We start from the raw sequence: 16,631 nt of genomic DNA, 5'->3' as shown, positions 1-16,631 counted from the left end.
GGAAAAGGTATCAATCGTGCTGCCCATCGTCCCTGTGGGAACAACTGTCCTGCTCACACGTTGAAGGTTGGCGCGATCACCGGGAGCGTTGCCAGGCTTTCACACGTGTGGCTCCACAGTTACCCAGTAGCGGGTCATGCCCTGAATGTTCACCGGCAGGGTGTCGCTCAGCAGCCGCAGGCTGGCATCGGTGTCGGCCAGCGGGAATGCGCCAGACACCTTCAGCTCGCGCACTGCCGGGTGGCAGCGCAGCACGCCGGGGCGATAGCGGGCCAACTCTTGCAGCAGGTCGGCCAAGCGCATGTCGCGAGCCAGCAGCATGCCGTGCTCCCAGGCCAGGTCACCGGTTTCCAGCGGTGAGGCCGGTAGCACCCGGTCCCCATCGAAAGCGCTGCGCTCGCCTGCCTTGAGCAACAGGCTGTCGGCATGCAGCGGTCGAGTGTCGACTGCGCCTTCCAGGACGGCGACCTGGGTCAGCGGGCCATGGATGCGCACGCTGAAGCGAGTGCCCCTGGCAGTTGCCTGCCCATGCGGGGTGCGCACTGACAGTGGCCGGGCCGGGGTCGCTGGGTCTTTGGCGCTGGTCAGTAGAATTTCGCCCGCCAGCAGGTCAATGCGGCGCTGTCGCGCGTCAAAGGTGATATCGATGGCGGTGTCAGTGTTAAGCAGCACCTGGCTGCCGTCGGCGAGCGTCAACGTGCGTTGTTCGCCGACCGCTGTATGCGCATCGGCGGTCCATTGCTGCCACGGCGTTTCGCGCCAGGCCAGCCAGGCTGCCGGTGCTGCCAGCAGCCACAGCCCCAGGCGATGCAGCGCTTGGCGACGACTTACCGCGCCGTTACGGCTCAGACGGCGCAGGGTTTCACCGGTAACCGGTGTGGGCAGGCGGCGGAAATCACCGAGGATGGCCTCTGCACGCTGCCACGCCTGGGCGTGCTGGGCACTGCGCTTGCACCAGGCCTGCACGGCGCGGTGGTCGGCTTCAGTGGCGGTGCCCGATTGCAGCTGCACCAGCCAGTCAGCCGCTTCGCCCAGGATCAGCGGGTCAATGCGCTGCACCATCACTCGATGCTCAGGCAGGCAAGGAATGCCGTACGCATGTCGCGCTTGATCGTGATCAGCGAAACCTGCAGCTGTTCGGCGATTTGGGCGTAGGTCAGGCCGTCCAGCTGTGACAGCAGGAACACCTGACGTACCCGCGCCGGCATGTCGCGCAGCATGGCGTCGATGCGGTACAGGGTTTCAAGGATCAGCCAGCGCGTTTCCGGCGAAGGCACCTCGGGTTGCGGCAAATGGGCGATGGCCTCCAGGTAGGCCCGCTCGACATCCTGGCGGCGCCAGCGGTCGACCACCAGGCCCTTGGCTATATGAGTAAGCAAGGCCCGGGGTTCGTTGCCAAAGTAGGGGTTGCCTTGGCGGCTGAGCAGGCGCACGAACGTGTCGTGAGCCAGGTCGGCGGCATCGCAGGCATTGCCCACTTTACGGCCCAGCCAACCCTGCAGCCAGCCATGGTGCTCGGTGTACAGCGTCTGGACCTGCAGGTTGAGGCTAGGTTCGGCGGGTGGCATGGCGGGCGCGTGGCTCCGGAAGCGTGAGTGCAATCAAGAATTGATCGCATTCTAATCGGCGGCCCAGGAAACTGGCAATGCGCAGGCATCACAAGGCCTTGGCCAAAAACGCCGCCGTGCGGCTGTCGGTACATGCCGCCACCACCTGCGGCGTGCCACTGACCACCACCTTGCCCCCGGCATCACCAGCCCCCGGCCCGATATCGATCACCCAGTCGCTCTGCGCCACCACTCGCATGTCGTGTTCGACCACCACCACGCTATGCCCGCTTTCTACCAGGCGGTTCAGCTGTACCAGCAGCCGGTCGATGTCCTGCGGGTGCAAGCCGTTGGTGGGCTCATCCAGCACATACAGGGTCGCCCCGCGGGCCATGCGCTGCAGTTCGGTCGCCAGCTTGATCCGCTGCGCTTCACCACCGGACAGCTCGGTGGCCGGCTGGCCCAGACGCAAGTAGCCCAGGCCGATATCCTGCAGCACTTGCAGACAACGGCGGGCAGGCGGTTGCTCGGCAAAAACCTGCAGGGCCTGGTCGACGGTCAACTGCAGCACTTGCGCGATGTTCATGCCTTGCCAGCTCACCGCCAGGGTTTCGGGGTTGTAGCGGGCACCCTGACAGGTCGGGCAGGGCGCATATACGCTGGGCATGAACAGCAACTCTACGCTGACGAAACCCTCTCCCTCGCAGTTGGCGCACCGGCCCTTGGCAACGTTGAAGGAAAAGCGCCCGGCATCGAAGCCCTTTGCCTTGGCCTGCTCGGTAGCCGCGAAGAGTTTGCGCACGTGGTCGAACAGGCCTGTGTAGGTGGCCAGGTTGGAGCGCGGCGTGCGGCCGATCGGCTTCTGGTCAACTTGCACCAGCCGCTTGATGCTGCCAAGCCCGGCGCTTACGTGGCCGCTGCTGGTCTGTTCGGGTTCGTCTTCCAGGCTTTGCGCTTCGGGCTCGCTACGTTGCTCGGCATGGCCCAGGTGTGCCCCCACCAGTTCCAGCAGGGCCTGGCTGACCAGGCTGGATTTGCCCGAGCCGGAAATACCGGTAACGGCGGTAAAGCAGCCCAGCGGAAATGCAGCGCTCAGGTTATCGAGGTTATTGCGCGTGATGCCTTCGAGCTTCAGCCAGTCGCGGGCCTGGCGGGGGGCGCGTGCGGCCTGTACCGGGGCATTGAACAGGTAGGTGCGGGTGCATGACTGTTGCACCTCGACCAGGCCGGCAGGCGGCCCGCTGTAGAGGATGGTGCCACCATGCTCGCCGGCAGCTGGCCCTACATCCACCAGCCAGTCGGCGCGGCGCATGGTGTCCAGGTCGTGCTCCACCACATACACCGAGTTGCCAGCCTGTTTCAGGCGCTGCAGGGCTTCGAACAGCGCTTCACTGTCGGCCGGGTGCAGGCCGGCCGACGGCTCGTCGAGTACGTAGACCACCCCAAACAGCTGCGAATTCAGCTGGGTGGCCAGGCGCAGGCGTTGCAGTTCACCAGAAGACAAGGTCGGGGTGCTGCGCTCCAGGGCCAGGTAGCCGAGGCCGAGGTCAAGCAGCGTATCAATGCGTTCGAGCAGCTCGTTGGCGATGCGTTGGGCCGCCAGGCGTTTTTCCAGTGTCAGCTCGTCCTGCTGCTGGGTCAGGTAGTCGGCTGCTGCCACCTTGCGGAACACCTCGGCCAACGCCTGCAACGACAGGTGCGACAGTTCGGCGATGTCCAGCCCGGCGAAGGTCACGCCCAGCGCTTCGCGCTTCAGGCGTTTGCCCTGGCACAGCGGGCAGGGGCTGGGGCGCATGTACTGGGCCACACGCTTGCGCATCTGCGCGCTCTGCGAGTGCATGAAGGTATGCAGCACGTAACGCCGGGCACCCATGAACGTGCCTTGATAGCTGGGCTCGAGTTTGCGCTTGAGCGCTTCGCGGGTCTGCGCCGGAGTCAGGCCGGCGTACACGGGGCGGTGGGCGTCTCTTCGGTGAACAGGATCCAGTCGCGCTGCGCCTGAGGCAGGTCGCGCCAAGGGATATCGACGTCATAGCCCAGCGTGACCAGAATGTCGCGCAGGTTTTGCCCTTGCCAGGCCATTGGCCACGCCGCCACCGCACGCTCACGGATGGTCAGCGACGGGTCGGGGACCATGGTCGCTTCGGTCACCTCGTAGACACGGCCCAGGCCATGGCACTGCGGGCAAGCGCCCTGGGGCGTGTTCGGAGAAAAGTCTTCGGCGTACAGCATCGCTTGCCCGGGCGGGTAATGGCCAGCGCGGGAATAGAGCATGCGGATCGAGCTGGACAAAGTGGTCACGCTACCCACCGAGGAGCGTGCACTCGGCGTGCCGCGTTGCTGCTGCAGGGCCACCGCCGGCGGCAGCCCGTCGATGGCATCCACATCCGGGACGCCAACCTGGTCGATCAGGCGCCGGGCATAGGGCGCGACCGATTCGAAATAGCGGCGCTGGGCTTCGGCATACAGCGTGGAGAACGCCAGCGAAGACTTGCCCGAGCCAGACACGCCGGTGAACACCACCAAGGCGTCGCGGGGGATATCGACATCGATGTTCTTCAGGTTGTGCTCGCGGGCGCCACGGACGCGGATGAAACCGCTTGGGGTGGTCGGGCTTGGAGGCATGAAGCAGTCCTTGTCTGAAGCTGAGCAGTGCGCTCAAGTTAACAGCAATAGCAGCGCGCTGCAGCGCCTGGCGGCCCATGAGCGGCTGGATGACGATGGGTTGTTGCGCGATATCGAAGAACAAGCGCACAAGGGCTTTGGTCAGCGCACCGAAGGCTACTGGGAATACCCGGTACGCCTGCCGTTCCTGATCCGCGCCATTGCCTTGCCGGTACATGCCGAAGGGCGCCTGGTCGGCAGCATTGCCTTGCAATGGCCGCTGGATCAGGCGCCGGTGGAGCGGGTGTTGAGCCTGCACCTGAGCAGTTTGGCGACCACGGTGGGGGAAGTGCAGCGGGCCTTGGCTGTTTGATGTTTCCTGCACGGGTTTCTTCGCGGGTAAGCCACAGACGCAAGCATTGCCAGTAACACCCACAGAGCCTGCGGGGCGTTACTGGCCCTCCCGAAATCCGCTAGGGCTCACCCCCGCCTGCTTGCGAAAGAACCGGCTGAAATACCCCACATCGGCAAACCCCAGCTCATGAGCGATTTCTTTCACGCTCAGACTCGAATGCCCGAGCATGCGCTTGGCCTCCAGCACCAGTCGGGCATTGATCACATTCATCGGCGTCATGCCCAGGTGTTCCTGGCACAACCGCCCCAACGTCACCAGGGTCATGCCCAACTCGGCGGCGTATTCCGCCAGTGGCCAGTGCGCGCGGTAGTGCATGTCTACCAGCTCGCGAAAAGCAGTCAGTTGCTGGCTGCGTCTTGATACTGGGCGCTGCTCACCTGCGGGTATGTACGGCTCATGGCGCAGGACATGGATCATCAGTGCCAGCAATAGCGCCATGCTGCTGGCCACATGCTCGCGGGCGCGGTTGTGGTATTCCTCGCGCAGGGCCCGAAACAGGGGCAACAACGGGTCTTCATCGGCGGCCCGGTGGGGCAGGGCAATCACCTGTGGTTTGCGCAGTTGCACCAGCACGCTGGGTGCCAGCACCTGAGCGATGCTATCCAGCGGGTGCTGCGCAGCCGTGATTACCTGGCCTTCTACCTGGCTGGCCCAATGAAAACCATGCACCACCTGCGCCGGGACGTACACCACGCAGGGCGCATGAACCTGAAACCGGTCACTGTCGAACAGCACCTCGCCGCCACCGCTTTGCAGGTACAACAGCTGCAGCAAGCCTTCGTGACGGTGTGCGGCAATCTCCCAGTTGTGCGCGCCAGAGCGCTGGGATATCTGCTCCACATGCAAGGCTTCGTGCCACACCGGCTGCGCGGTTTCACCGTACAGGGCGTAATTGGGGATCTTGTTCATGGTGTTGTAATTGTTCTGTTCAGTACCCGCTACTGTGCCATAGCTGCACGCGGGCTTCAGGACGCAGTGGGCAAATTGACGGGAATGTGGGGCTGGTTGCAGGTTTTGTCCATTCTGCCGGTGGGCCTGCCGGCCATAGCCTGTTGCCCAGAACAAGCAACGCTCTGGAGAACAGCATGCACAACAACAAGATCCTTTCTCAGTGGCTAGGCCTGGAGTCGGCCGTATGCGTGGTGACCGGCGCGGCCGGCGGCATTGGTGCAGCGTTGGCCGCAGCCTTGGTGGAGCAGCAGGCCCACGTGGTGCTGCTTGACCGCGACCTGGACAAATGCCGCGAACTGGCGGCCACCCTGGGGGAACACAGTGCAGGCGAAGTCAGTGCCCTGGCCTGCGACATTGCCGACCCGGCCAGCGTGGAGCAGGCTGCGGCCCAGGTACAGGCGCTGCATGGACGCTGCGATGTACTGATCAACAATGCCAGCGTGCTGCGCCCCGGTGCGCTGGACACGCTAAGCCTGGAACAATGGAACCAGGTGCTGGCGGTCAACCTCAGTGGCTACCTTTTGTGTGCCCAGGCCTTTGGCCGTTCCATGCTGGACTGCGGCCAGGGCCGTATCGTGCATGTGGCCTCGATTGCAGCACATTACCCGCAACCCAACAGTGGCGCCTACAGCGCGGCGAAGGCAGGCGTCAGCATGTTGTCGCGGCAGATTGCCGTGGAATGGGGGCCACGCGGTGTGCGCAGCAACGCCGTATGCCCGGGTTTGATCCGCACGCCATTGTCGGCAGCGTTCTATGCCGACCCACAGGTGGAGCGCCGGCGTAGCGCCATGACCGCCAACCAGCGCATCGGTGAACCGCAAGACATCGCCGAAGCCGTGCTGTTTCTGGCCAGCCGCCGCGCCGACTATATCAACGGCGCCGAGCTGACCGTGGATGGCGGACTGGAAAGCATGCCCATGGCATTGATCCCGCGCCCTGGCTTCGAGGGGGCAGGCCAATGAATACGCGTAGCTGCGATGTACTGGTCATCGGTGCGGGTGCTGGCGGCCTGGCGACAGCCATCACGGCGAAAAAGCTTGGCCTGGATGTGATCGTCATCGAAAAGGAGGAGTGCTTCGGCGGCACCACGGCGTTTTCCGGCGGCGTATTGTGGGTGCCGGGCACCCGGCACGGGGGCAATGACAGCCAAGCAGCGGCCATGACCTACCTGCGCAATGAAACCGGTACCTGCTTCGATGCGGCCGGGGTGGAGGCATTCTTGCGCTACGCGCCGCAGATGGTTGAGTTTTTCGAGCGCGAGACGGCAGTCAAGTTCGTGCCCACGCTGTACCCCGATTATCACCCGCAGGTGGAAGGCGGCGTCGATGTGGGCCGCTCAATACTGGCCGCACCTTACGACATCCGTGGTCTGGGGCCCGACATGGCGCGGCTGCGCCCGCCGCTGAAGACCATCACCTTCATCGGCATGATGTTCAATTCGTCGAATGCCGACCTCAAGCACTTCTTCAATGTCACCCGTTCGTTGACCTCGTTCGCCTACGTGGCCAAACGCCTGCTGACCCATTTGAAGGAGCTGGCCTTGTACCGACGCGGCACCCAGGTCACCAGTGGCAATGCCCTGGCGGCACGGCTGGTACGCTCGGCACTGGACCTGGGCATTCCGATTCTCACTGGCACCCCGGCGCGGCAGTTGCTGCGCGAAGGGGCGCGGGTAGTGGGGGCGGTGACCGGGCAGGCCGGCAGCGAGCAGCGCATCGAGGCCCGGCGTGGGGTGGTGCTGGCCTGTGGCGGTTTCTCCCATGACCTGCAACGGCTGCGCCAGGCCTACCCGCATGTACGGCGTGGCGGCGAGCATTTTTCACCGGTGCCAGCGGGCAACACCGGCGATGGTGCGCGCATGGCCGAAGCGCTGGGAGCAAAGGTCGATATCTGCCTGCAGGCACCTGCAGCCTGGATGCCGGTGTCGAAGGTGCCGGTGGGTGGTGGGCGGCATATTGCCTTTCCGCATTTGCTCGACCGCTACAAGCCGGGTGTGATCGGCGTGCTGCGTTCGGGGCAGCGATTCACCAACGAGTCGAATGCCTACCACGACGTAGGCGCAGCGCTGATCGAGGCGTGTTCCGATCAGGCAGAAACCGCCATGTGGCTGGTGTGCGACCGCCGCACCCTGGCCAAGTACGGGCTGGGCTTTGCCAAGCCTGCGCCGATGCCGCTGGGGCCATTGCTGCGCAACGGTTACCTGCTCAAGGGCCAGACCCTGGCGGAGTTGGCCGGCAAGGCCGGTATCGATGCACAAGGGCTGGAGCAGACTGTGCGCGAGTACAACCTTGGCGCCGTCCACGGTGAAGACCGTCAGTTCGGCCGCGGCAGCACCAGCTTCAATCGCTACCTGGCCGACCCGCAGCAACAACCCAACCCGTGCGTAGCGCCGCTTGGCGAGGGACCGTACTTTGCCGTGAAAGTGATCATGGGCGATCTGGGCACTTTCGACGGGCTGCGCACCCGTGTGACCGGTGAAGTGTTGGCGGCCGACGGGCAAGTCATCGACGGCCTGTATGCGGTGGGTAACGACCGCGCCAGCATCATGGGCGGCAACTACCCCGGGGCGGGCATCACCCTGGGGCCGATCATGACCTTTGCCTACATCACCGGGCGCCATCTGGCGGGTGTCGAGCAGGGGCTGGCGGCGGGCAACGCACGGGAGGTGGCGTGATGGACAAGCCTGTGGTCGACCACCGCATCTACACCATTCGCCCGCGCGGCATGGCGGCCTTTCTCGAGGCGTTCGACCAGCTGGCGATGCCGATCCTGCTGCGCCACCTCGGTGCACCCCTGGCGTTTTACACCAGCAGCATCGGGCCGTTGAACCAGGTGGTGCACTTGTGGGGCTATGACAGCCTCGATGACTTCGAGAAGCGCAGCGCAGCGCGGGATGCCGACCCGGACTTTGCCGCGTACCTGCATGCCACCCGCGACCTGGTGGTGGCTCAGGAAACACGCATCATAAAGCCTGTGCGCTTACCCAGCCTTTTCCACTAGGGCTGCGACAAACACCGTCATAAAAACAACAACAGGTGATACCTATGAACAACACGCTCGACGTGCGCCAACTGATCGACCAGCAACCCATCGGCCGCTACCAGAAATGGGTGGTGTTCCTTGGCTTTCTCATCATCGCCCTGGACGGCCTGGACGTCGCCATCATCGGCTTCATTGCCCCGCAATTGAAAAGCGACTGGGGCCTGGATGCGCAAAGTCTGGGCCCGGTATTGAGCGCCGCGTTGATCGGCCTGGCACTTGGCGCCTTGATTGCCGGCCCCTTGGCGGACCGTTACGGGCGCAAGGCGGTGTTGCTGTGCAGCGTGCTGCTGTTCGGCCTCTGGACACTGGCCTCGGCCTTTTCACCCAACCTGGAAGCCCTGGTCGCGTTGCGCTTTCTGACCGGCCTGGGCCTGGGCGCAGCCATGCCCAATGCCAGCACCCTGGTCAGCGAGTATGCCCCGGCACGCAGCCGCTCGCTGCTCATTACCCTGGCATTCTGCGGCTTCTCCCTGGGCGCGGCGGCAGGTGGCTTCGTCAGCGCCTGGATGATTCCGAACCTGGGCTGGCGCAGTGTCTTGGCATTGGGTGGGGTGTTGCCGCTAATGGTCCTGCCGTTGCTGTATTGGCGCCTGCCGGAATCGGTGACGTTCCTGGTCAGCAAGGGGGCGGACCGCAAGCGCATTCTGGCCATTGTCCGTCGCCTGGCACCTGAGCATGTCAACGCCGACACGACCTTTGTCTTGCCCGGTAAAGCCCAGGCTGCAGGCGGTGCAATCGGCACTATCCTCTCTGCGCGGTATCGCTTTGGTACCTGCATGCTCTGGGGCGGGTACGTGCTGGCGCTGTTCCTGGTCTATCTGTTCAGCGGCTGGCTGCCGACGCTGGTGAAGGAGGGGGGCGGGTTCTCGGTGGCCGAAGCGGCCATCGTCACGGCCTGTTTCCAGATTGGCGGCCCGTTGGGCGCAATTTCGGTGGGTTGGGCCATGGATCGTTACCCGGCGCAGCGCGTGCTGGTACTGACCTTCCTGTTCAGTGGTGCGGTGATTTTTGCAATTGGTCAGGTCGCTGCGGACTTCGCCTGGTTGTGCGCGGTTGCGAGCGCTGTAGGCTTTGGCCTTAATGGGGCAAGTGTTGGGATGAATGCACTGGCGGCGGCTTTTTACCCGACTGAAGCACGGGCGACCGGGGCCAGCTGGATGAGCGGCATCGGGCGCCTGGGTGCGATTCTCAGTGCCTTTGCCGGGGCACAGATGCTGGCGCTGGGCTGGAGTTTTGCCCAGGTGTTCGCTTCGTTGTTGCTACCCGCAGGGTTGGCGGCTTTGGCGGTATGGCTGCAGGGGCGAAATGCGGCGTCACGGCTTAGCGTTCCAGGCTGTACATCCGGCACCCCGGCTGCAGTGCCAGCAAGTTCGGCTCCCGCTCCCTAGCCTTCGGGAACACACCCCGTATCTGAAGCCATACGCTCGATCAACGCCCACAACGCCGCATCATTGAAATCGTCGACAACCAGCCTGGCGCCCGCCGCCAGCAACCGCTCCGGGGTCTGCGTCGTGGCCACGCCCACGGTAAAGATCCCCGCGCCACTGGCCGCGGCCGTCCCCGGCAATGAGTCCTCGAAGGCCAGCGCTTGCCCGGCCTCGGCACCCAGGCGCTGCAGGCCGGTGAGGTAGGGCAGCGGGTCCGGTTTGGGCCGTGCCAGTTCTTCGGCCACCAGCACATGTTCAAAGTGCTGGCCAAGGCCCATGGCGTTCAGCATGTGCTCGGCGTTCAGCCGCGGTGCGTTGGTCACCACGCACATGCCGATGCCATGGGCCTGGGCATGCTCCAGCAGGCGCAACAGGCCTGGCATCGGTTCAAGCGACGGCGACATCGCGCGAAACAGCGCTTCCTTGCGGTCGGCCAACGCCTGGCACTGTTCGACGCTGGCGCCGCTGAACAGCTCGGCGAACAGCTCGCCGTTGGCGCGGCCGCTGACCTGGGCGTCGAACTGCGCCTGGCTCAGCTCGCGGCCGTCGTGTTCGCGTAGCAGTTGGCGAAAGGCCTGCAGGTGCAGGGTGTCAGTGTCGGTGAGGGTACCGTCAAGGTCGAACAGCAGGGCGGTCAGCATGGGATATCCAGATGAAAAAACACAAGCCAGGGGGATCATAACCAAAGCTGACGACGAAGGGGGCTGTTCAGCGTGCTCCGAAAAGAGTACAAATGTGCTCCATGGACACTCTTACCCCCAAACGCCGCGCCATTTTCGAATTCATCCGTGAGCGCATTGCCGAGCATGGTCAGCCGCCGAGCCTGGCCGATATCGCCACGCGCTTCGGTTTTGCCTCGCGCAGCGTTGCACGCAAGCACATCACCGCCCTGTGCCAGGCCGGTTACATCGATGTCACGCCAAACCAGGCCCGGGGCATACGCCTGGCCGAACCGCTGCGCCGGCCGGAAATCCTCGAAATACCCGTGCTGGGCCAGGTGGCGGCGGGTGCCCCCATCGGCCCGGACCTGGACATCCACGAGCAGTTGCTGCTCGACCCCAGCCTGTTCCGCCGTACCCCCGACTACCTGCTGAAGGTGCGGGGCGACTCGATGATCGACGACGGCATCTTTGACGGTGACCTGGTCGGCATCCTGCAACAGGCCGACGCCCGCGACGGGCAAATCGTGGTTGCGCGCCTGGACGGCGAAGTGACCATCAAGCGCCTGCAACGCCAAGGCGGCACTTACCGGCTGTTGCCACGCAACCCGGCCTACGCGCCGATCGATGTGCAGCCCGAACAGGACTTTTTCATCGAAGGCGTGCTCTGCGGCTTGCTGAGGCGCGACTGATGGGCGCCGTGGTCGACCTCGACAGGCTGCTGGAGCAGCGCCGGGTATGGCGCGGCCGGCAGGCCCAGGCGCGGCCACTCGGGTTGCAGCCCACCGGCCATGCGGCCCTCGACGAACGTTTGCCGGAAGGTGGCTGGCCGGCGGCAGCACTGAGCGAGCTGTTGCTGGCCAACCCCGGTTGTGGCGAACTGCAGTTGCTGTGGCCAACCCTGGCTCGGCTGAGTGCAGAAGCCAGCAGAGTGGTGCTGGTGGCTCCACCCTTCATCCCTTTTGCACCGGCCTGGCAGGCAGCGGGGGTGGACCTGCGCTGGCTGGTACAGGTGGATGCCGAGCCTGCCGATGCCCTGTGGGCTGCCGAACAGTGCCTGCGCTCGGGCAGTTGCGCGGCGGTGCTGTGCTGGCCGGAACGTGCCGATGACCGCGCCCTGCGGCGCTTGCAGGTAGCGGCCGAAACCGGGCAGGCACTGGCGTTCGCCTGCAGGCCGCAGCAGGCGTCGCACAACCCTTCACCCGCAGCGCTGCGCATTGCAGTCGACACGCGCCCGGCGCAATGGCGCGTGCTGAAAAGCCGGGGTGGCATGCCTCCAGCGATGCCTATTCCCTGCCCGGGGCGGGGCTGATGCACCATGCTCTGGGCCTGCATCCTGCTACCGCAGCTTGCGCTGGACACCGTCCTGCGTGAGCGTGACGACCCTGACACGCCTTTGGTGCTGATTGGCGGGCCGACCCAGCGTCGCGTGTTGCAGGCAGTCAACCCGGCGGCCGCTGCACTGGGCCTGCGGGCCGGGCAAACCCTGACCGCAGCGCGTGCCCTGGCCGATGGCTTCACCTGTGTCGAAGCCGACCCCAAACGCATCGATCAGGTGCAACAGCTGCTGGCGGCCTGGGCCTACCGCTTCAGTGCCCAGGTCAGCCTGCATTACCCACGGGCGCTGCTGCTGGAAGTGGGCTCCAGCCTGCAACTGTTCGGGCCCTGGCCTTTGTTCGAGGCGCGTCTGCGTCAGGAATTGGCAGAACTGGGCCTGCGCCAACGCATTGTCCTGGCCAGCAACCCGGTGGCAGCTCGCATGCTCGCCAATGGCCACGATGGCCTGGCCGTGGGCGATGTCGACGCCACCCGAGCTGCGCTGCTTGGCATGCCCATCACGCGCGTCGGCCTGCCGGCAGAGGCGGCCGAAGCGTTTGCCCGCATGGGCTTGCACCAGCTGGGCCAGGTATTGGCCTTGCCGCGCGATACCTTGGCCAGGCGCTTTGCGGCCCAGGTGCAGCTGCACCTCGACCAGTTGCTCGGCCAGCGCAACCTGGGGCTGGATTTCTACCAGCCACCGGACCGTTTCGAAACCCGGCTGGAACTCAATTTCGACGTCGAGTCGCACCAGGCGCTGTTGTTCCCGCTGCGGCGCATGCTCAACGACCTTGCTGCATTTCTGGCCGGGCGAGACTGTGGCGTGCAGCGCTTCTGTCTGCATCTGGAGCACGCCGAGGGGCCGGATACCCTGCTCAAGGTGGGCCTGCTGGCGGCCGAACGCGATGCTGCGATGCTGTTCGAGCTGGCCCGTGGGCGCCTTGAGCCGCTGCGCATACCCGCACCGGTGCGCAACCTGCGGCTGGTTGCCGAAGACTTGCCACCCTTCGTGCCACAGCATCAGGCGTTGTTCGACCCGCGGGCGCAACAGGCGCAACCCTGGGCGCAATTGCGCGAGCGGTTGCGCGCCCGCCTGGGGGATGAGGCCGTCAAGGGGCTTGGTGCAGCCGCCGATCACCGCCCCGAATGCGCCTGGCAGTTGGCGGAGCAGGGGGCCCAAGGCAACATGCCGGTTGCACCGGGCAGCCGCCCGGGGTGGCTGTTGTCGGCACCGATCGCGCTGGATGACGCCGCCTACCAGGTGCAGGGCTACGCCGAACGCATCGAATCAGGTTGGTGGGATGGCGGCGATGTGCGTCGCGACTACTACCGCATCGAAACCCGTGACGGCCTGCGCGGCTGGGCCTACCGCGACCTGAGCCAGGCCGGCCCGCTTTGGCTGCAGGGTTGGTTCGCATGAACACCCCGGGTTATGCCGAGCTGCATTGCCTTTCCAACTTCAGCTTCCAGCGCGGTGCATCGAGCGCCGACGAGCTGTTCCGGCGTGCGCGCGAGCAGGGCTACCAGGCCTTGGCAATCACTGACGAATGTACGTTGGCCGGTATCGTGCGCGCCTGGCAGGCAGCCAAGGTGCACCAGTTGCGGCTGATCGTTGGCAGCGAGGTGCAATTGTGCGACGGGCCCAAGCTGGTGCTGCTGGTCGAGGACCTGACCGGCTACCAGAACCTGTGCGCCCTGATCACCCGTGCCCGGCGGCGGGCAGAGAAGGGTGCGTACCAGCTGTTTCGTGATGACTTGCTGCTGCACCACCAAGGCCTGCTGGCCTTGTGGGTGGCCGCTGACAGTGGCGATACCGCTACCGGCGCGTGGCTGCGCAGTGTGTTCGCAGAGCGCCTGTGGCTGGCCGTGCACCTGCATCGGGGCAGTGACGATGCCGTGCGCCTGCAACGGCTGCGGGCACTGGCGGCTGATGTGGGTATCCTCGCCGTGGCCTGTGGTGACGTGCACATGCACGTGCGTGGTCGCCGTGCCTTGCAGGACTGCATGACTGCCATCCGCCAGCATTGCCAGGTGAGCGAGGCCGGGCGCTTTCTGTTTGCCAATGGCGAACGGCACCTGCGCAGCCAGGCGCAACTGGCCGAGTTGTATCCGCTCGACCTGCTGGCCGAGACCCTGGTCATTGCCCGGCGCTGCCAGTTTGACCTGAGCGAACTGAACTACCAGTACCCACGCGAACTGGTGCCCGAGGGGCATACCCCGGCAAGCTGGCTGCGCGAATTGTGCGAGCAAGGCATGCCGCTGCGCTGGCCAGACGGGCCCAGTGGCAAGGTGCGTGATGTGCTTGCCAAGGAACTGGGGCTGATCGAAGAGCTGGGCTACGAAAGCTACTTCCTGACAGTGCACGACATTGTCGCCTTCGCCCGCAGCCAGCGCATCCTATGCCAGGGCCGGGGGTCGGCAGCCAACTCGGTGGTGTGCTTCGTACTGGGCATCACCGAGCTTGACCCCATGAAACACCACCTGCTGTTCGAGCGCTTCCTGTCGCGCGAGCGCAACGAGCCGCCGGACATCGACGTGGACTTCGAACACGACCGGCGCGAGGAGGTGATCCAGTATGTGTTCCGTCGCTATGGCCGGCACCGGGCGGCGCTCACTGCGGTAGTCAACACCTACCATGCCGCCGGTGCGGTGCGGGATGTGGCGCGGGTGCTGGGGCTACCTGCCGACCAGGTGGATGCCCTGGCCAAATGCTGTGGTCGCTGGAGCGATCGCATACCCGATGACCAGCGCCTGGCCGAGGCCGGTTTCGAAGCGGGCAGCCCTTCGCTGCGGCGGGTGCTGGTGCTGGCCGGCGAACTGATCGGCTTCCCCCGGCACCTGTCACAGCACCCGGGCGGTTTTGTCATCTCCCAGCAACCGCTCGACCAGCTGGTGCCGGTGGAGAATGCCGCGATGCCGGAGCGCACGGTGATCCAGTGGGACAAGGACGACCTGGACATGGTCGGCCTGCTCAAGGTCGACGTACTGGCGTTGGGCATGCTCAGCGCCTTGCGTCGCTGCTTCGACCTGCTGCAGCACCACCGTGGCCGGCACCTGACCCTGGCGACCATCCCCAGCGAAGACCCGGCCACCTACGCCATGATCAGCCGCGCCGAGACCATGGGTGTGTTCCAGATCGAGTCGCGCGCGCAGATGGCCATGTTGCCGCGGCTGCGGCCCCAAAAGTTCTACGACCTGGTCATCGAGGTAGCCATTGTCCGCCCCGGGCCGATCCAGGGCGACATGGTCCACCCATACCTGCGCCGGCGCCTGAAGCAGGAGCCGGTGACGTATCCGTCGCCGCAACTGAAGGAAGTGTTCGAACGTACCTTGGGCGTGCCGCTGTTCCAGGAGCAGGTGATGGAGCTGGCGATGGTCGCGGCCGACTATACCCCGGGCGAGGCCGACCAGTTGCGTCGCAGCATGGCAGCCTGGAAGCGCCACGGCGGCCTGGAACCGCACCGCGAACGGCTGGTGCAGGGCATGTTGCGCAATGGTTACACGCTGGCGTTTGCCGAGCGCATCTTCGAGCAGATCAAGGGGTTTGGCAGCTATGGCTTCCCTGAGTCGCATGCGGCCAGCTTTGCCTTGCTGTGCTATGCCAGCAGTTGGCTGAAGTGCCATGAGCCGGCGATTTTCACCTGTGCGTTGGTCAACAGTTGGCCGATGGGCTTCTACAGCCCTGATCAGCTGCTGCAAGAGGCTCGCCGCCAAGGTATCGAGGTACGGCCGGTGGATGTCTGCCACAGCGACTGGGACTGCACCCTGGAGCCTGATGCTGAGGGCACCCTGGCCATTCGCATGGGCCTGCGACTGGTGCGTGGCCTGGCCGAAGCCGACGCCAGGCGCGTGCAGCAGGCGAGGGCGCAGCGGCCGTGGCGCAACGTCGAAGACCTGTGCCTGCGCGCCGGCCTGGACGCACGGGCCCGTGCCCGCCTGGCTGATGGCGGGGCGCTGCGCGCCTTGGCCAGTGATCGGCATCAGGCGCGCTGGCAGGTGGCGGCGGTGCAGCCGCAGCTGCCGTTGTTCGCCGATGTGCAGGCCTTGCCTGAAGAACCGGTGCAATTGCCCGTGCCAACCGTGGGCGAGGACCTGATGGCCGATTATCAAACCCTCGGCACTACGCTTGGCCCACATCCGCTGGCCCTGTTGCGCGCTCGCCTGAGGGCGCTGGGGTGTCGCAGCTCCAGTGAATTGCAGGGTGTGGAGCATGGCGACAACATTGCCGTGGCCGGGCTGGTGGTGGGCCGGCAACGGCCCCAAACCGCCAGCGGTGTGACCTTCGTTACCCTGGAAGACGAACATGGCATGGTCAACGTGGTGGTGTGGCGTGCGCTGGCCGAACGGCAGCGGCGGGCGCTGGTGGGTTCTCAGTTGCTCAAGGTCAGTGGGCGGTTGGAGCAGGAGAATGGGGTGCGGCACCTGATTGCGCGGCGGTTGGAGGATGTGAGTCCGCTGTTGCAAGGGCTGGATGTGCGCAGTCGGGATTTCCACTGAAACCCCAACGCTCGGTACTTGCACGGTTCCCTGTGCGGGCGAGCCCGCGAAGCAGCCACCGCGTTGCAAGGCACCGGCCTTGCCGGTGTTCACGGGCATGCCCGCGAAGCCAACACCGTGGTGGATGGCACGGGCTTCGCCCGTGTTCGCGGGCAAGCCCGCTCCCACAGGT

At 65.3% G+C, this 16,631-nt stretch carries 12 protein-coding genes and 2 pseudogenes; 9 read left to right on the top strand and 5 right to left on the bottom strand.

What is annotated here, in order from left to right:
• Nucleotides 1–99 precede the first annotated feature (99 nt).
• The 3 genes and pseudogenes from V7787_RS04095 to V7787_RS04085 all read right to left on the bottom strand — a co-directional run bounded on the left by V7787_RS04095 (nt 100) and on the right by V7787_RS04085 (nt 4,172).
• Nucleotides 100–1,062, bottom strand: coding sequence for a FecR domain-containing protein (locus tag V7787_RS04095; RefSeq protein ID WP_049586091.1), 963 nt, complete (start codon nt 1,060–1,062; stop codon nt 100–102).
• The gene (locus tag V7787_RS04090; RefSeq protein ID WP_064490553.1) at nt 1,062–1,568 is read right to left on the bottom strand and encodes a sigma-70 family RNA polymerase sigma factor; all 507 of its coding nucleotides are present in this window, start codon (nt 1,566–1,568) and stop codon (nt 1,062–1,064) included. The genes V7787_RS04095 and V7787_RS04090 overlap by 1 nt, the downstream gene beginning before the upstream one ends.
• Nucleotides 1,569–1,656: 88 nt before the next feature.
• Nucleotides 1,657–4,172: pseudogene (locus tag V7787_RS04085) on the bottom strand (excinuclease ABC subunit A).
• A gap of 58 nt (nt 4,173–4,230) precedes the next feature.
• Here V7787_RS04085 and V7787_RS04080 point away from each other — a divergent pair.
• A pseudogene (locus V7787_RS04080) lies at nt 4,231–4,524 on the top strand (IclR family transcriptional regulator); the annotation flags it as partial.
• A 78-nt stretch (nt 4,525–4,602) separates the two neighbouring features.
• Here V7787_RS04080 and V7787_RS04075 read toward each other — a convergent pair.
• Entirely contained in the window at nt 4,603–5,475 is an 873-nt protein-coding gene (locus tag V7787_RS04075; RefSeq protein ID WP_198747036.1) for a helix-turn-helix domain-containing protein, read from the bottom strand.
• Between the two features lie 176 nt (nt 5,476–5,651).
• On the opposite strand from V7787_RS04075, the gene V7787_RS04070 reads away from it, so the two are divergent.
• The 4 genes from V7787_RS04070 to V7787_RS04055 are packed head-to-tail and all read left to right on the top strand — an operon-like array spanning nt 5,652 to nt 9,947.
• Nucleotides 5,652–6,479 carry an SDR family NAD(P)-dependent oxidoreductase gene (locus V7787_RS04070; RefSeq protein ID WP_104887580.1) on the top strand — a complete coding sequence of 276 codons (828 nt, stop codon included), beginning with the start codon at nt 5,652–5,654 and terminating at the stop codon, nt 6,477–6,479.
• Nucleotides 6,476–8,191 (top strand): FAD-dependent oxidoreductase, encoded by a 1,716-nt coding sequence (locus V7787_RS04065; protein WP_104887581.1) that lies wholly within the window; start codon nt 6,476–6,478, stop codon nt 8,189–8,191. Before V7787_RS04070 ends, V7787_RS04065 begins: the two co-directional genes overlap by 4 nt.
• A complete protein-coding gene (locus V7787_RS04060) occupies nt 8,191–8,517 on the top strand; it encodes an NIPSNAP family protein (protein ID WP_104887582.1) in 327 nt (108 codons plus the stop codon). The genes V7787_RS04065 and V7787_RS04060 overlap by 1 nt, the downstream gene beginning before the upstream one ends.
• A 44-nt stretch (nt 8,518–8,561) precedes the next feature.
• The gene (locus V7787_RS04055) at nt 8,562–9,947 is read left to right on the top strand and encodes an MFS transporter (RefSeq protein ID WP_104887583.1); all 1,386 of its coding nucleotides are present in this window, start codon (nt 8,562–8,564) and stop codon (nt 9,945–9,947) included.
• Here V7787_RS04055 and V7787_RS04050 read toward each other — a convergent pair.
• A complete protein-coding gene (locus V7787_RS04050; protein WP_064490549.1) occupies nt 9,944–10,627 on the bottom strand; it encodes an HAD family hydrolase in 684 nt (227 codons plus the stop codon). The two genes, V7787_RS04055 and V7787_RS04050, sit on opposite strands and share 4 nt — an antisense overlap.
• A gap of 92 nt (nt 10,628–10,719) precedes the next feature.
• Between V7787_RS04050 and lexA the strand changes: the two genes are divergently transcribed.
• From lexA to V7787_RS04030, 4 genes are read left to right on the top strand one after another with little or no spacing between them, the layout of a single operon-like run.
• Nucleotides 10,720–11,337: a transcriptional repressor LexA gene (lexA, locus tag V7787_RS04045; RefSeq protein WP_177410026.1), complete on the top strand. Its 618-nt coding sequence runs from the start codon at nt 10,720–10,722 to the stop codon at nt 11,335–11,337.
• Nucleotides 11,337–11,957, top strand: a complete 621-nt coding sequence (imuA, locus tag V7787_RS04040) for a translesion DNA synthesis-associated protein ImuA (RefSeq protein ID WP_064490548.1) — start codon at nt 11,337–11,339, stop codon at nt 11,955–11,957. The genes lexA and imuA overlap by 1 nt, the downstream gene beginning before the upstream one ends.
• Nucleotides 11,958–11,963: 6 nt before the next feature.
• Nucleotides 11,964–13,382, top strand: coding sequence for a Y-family DNA polymerase (locus V7787_RS04035; protein WP_104887584.1), 1,419 nt, complete (start codon nt 11,964–11,966; stop codon nt 13,380–13,382).
• Complete coding sequence (locus V7787_RS04030) at nt 13,379–16,459, top strand: error-prone DNA polymerase (protein WP_336085876.1); 3,081 nt, start codon at nt 13,379–13,381, stop codon at nt 16,457–16,459. Before V7787_RS04035 ends, V7787_RS04030 begins: the two co-directional genes overlap by 4 nt.
• The last annotated feature ends 172 nt before the right edge of the window (nt 16,460–16,631 follow it).

The sequence above is a fragment of the Pseudomonas sp. CGJS7 genome (assembly GCF_036961695.1).
Note: the sequence above shows the minus strand (reverse complement) of the source record. Positions and strands in the feature narration are given on the sequence as shown.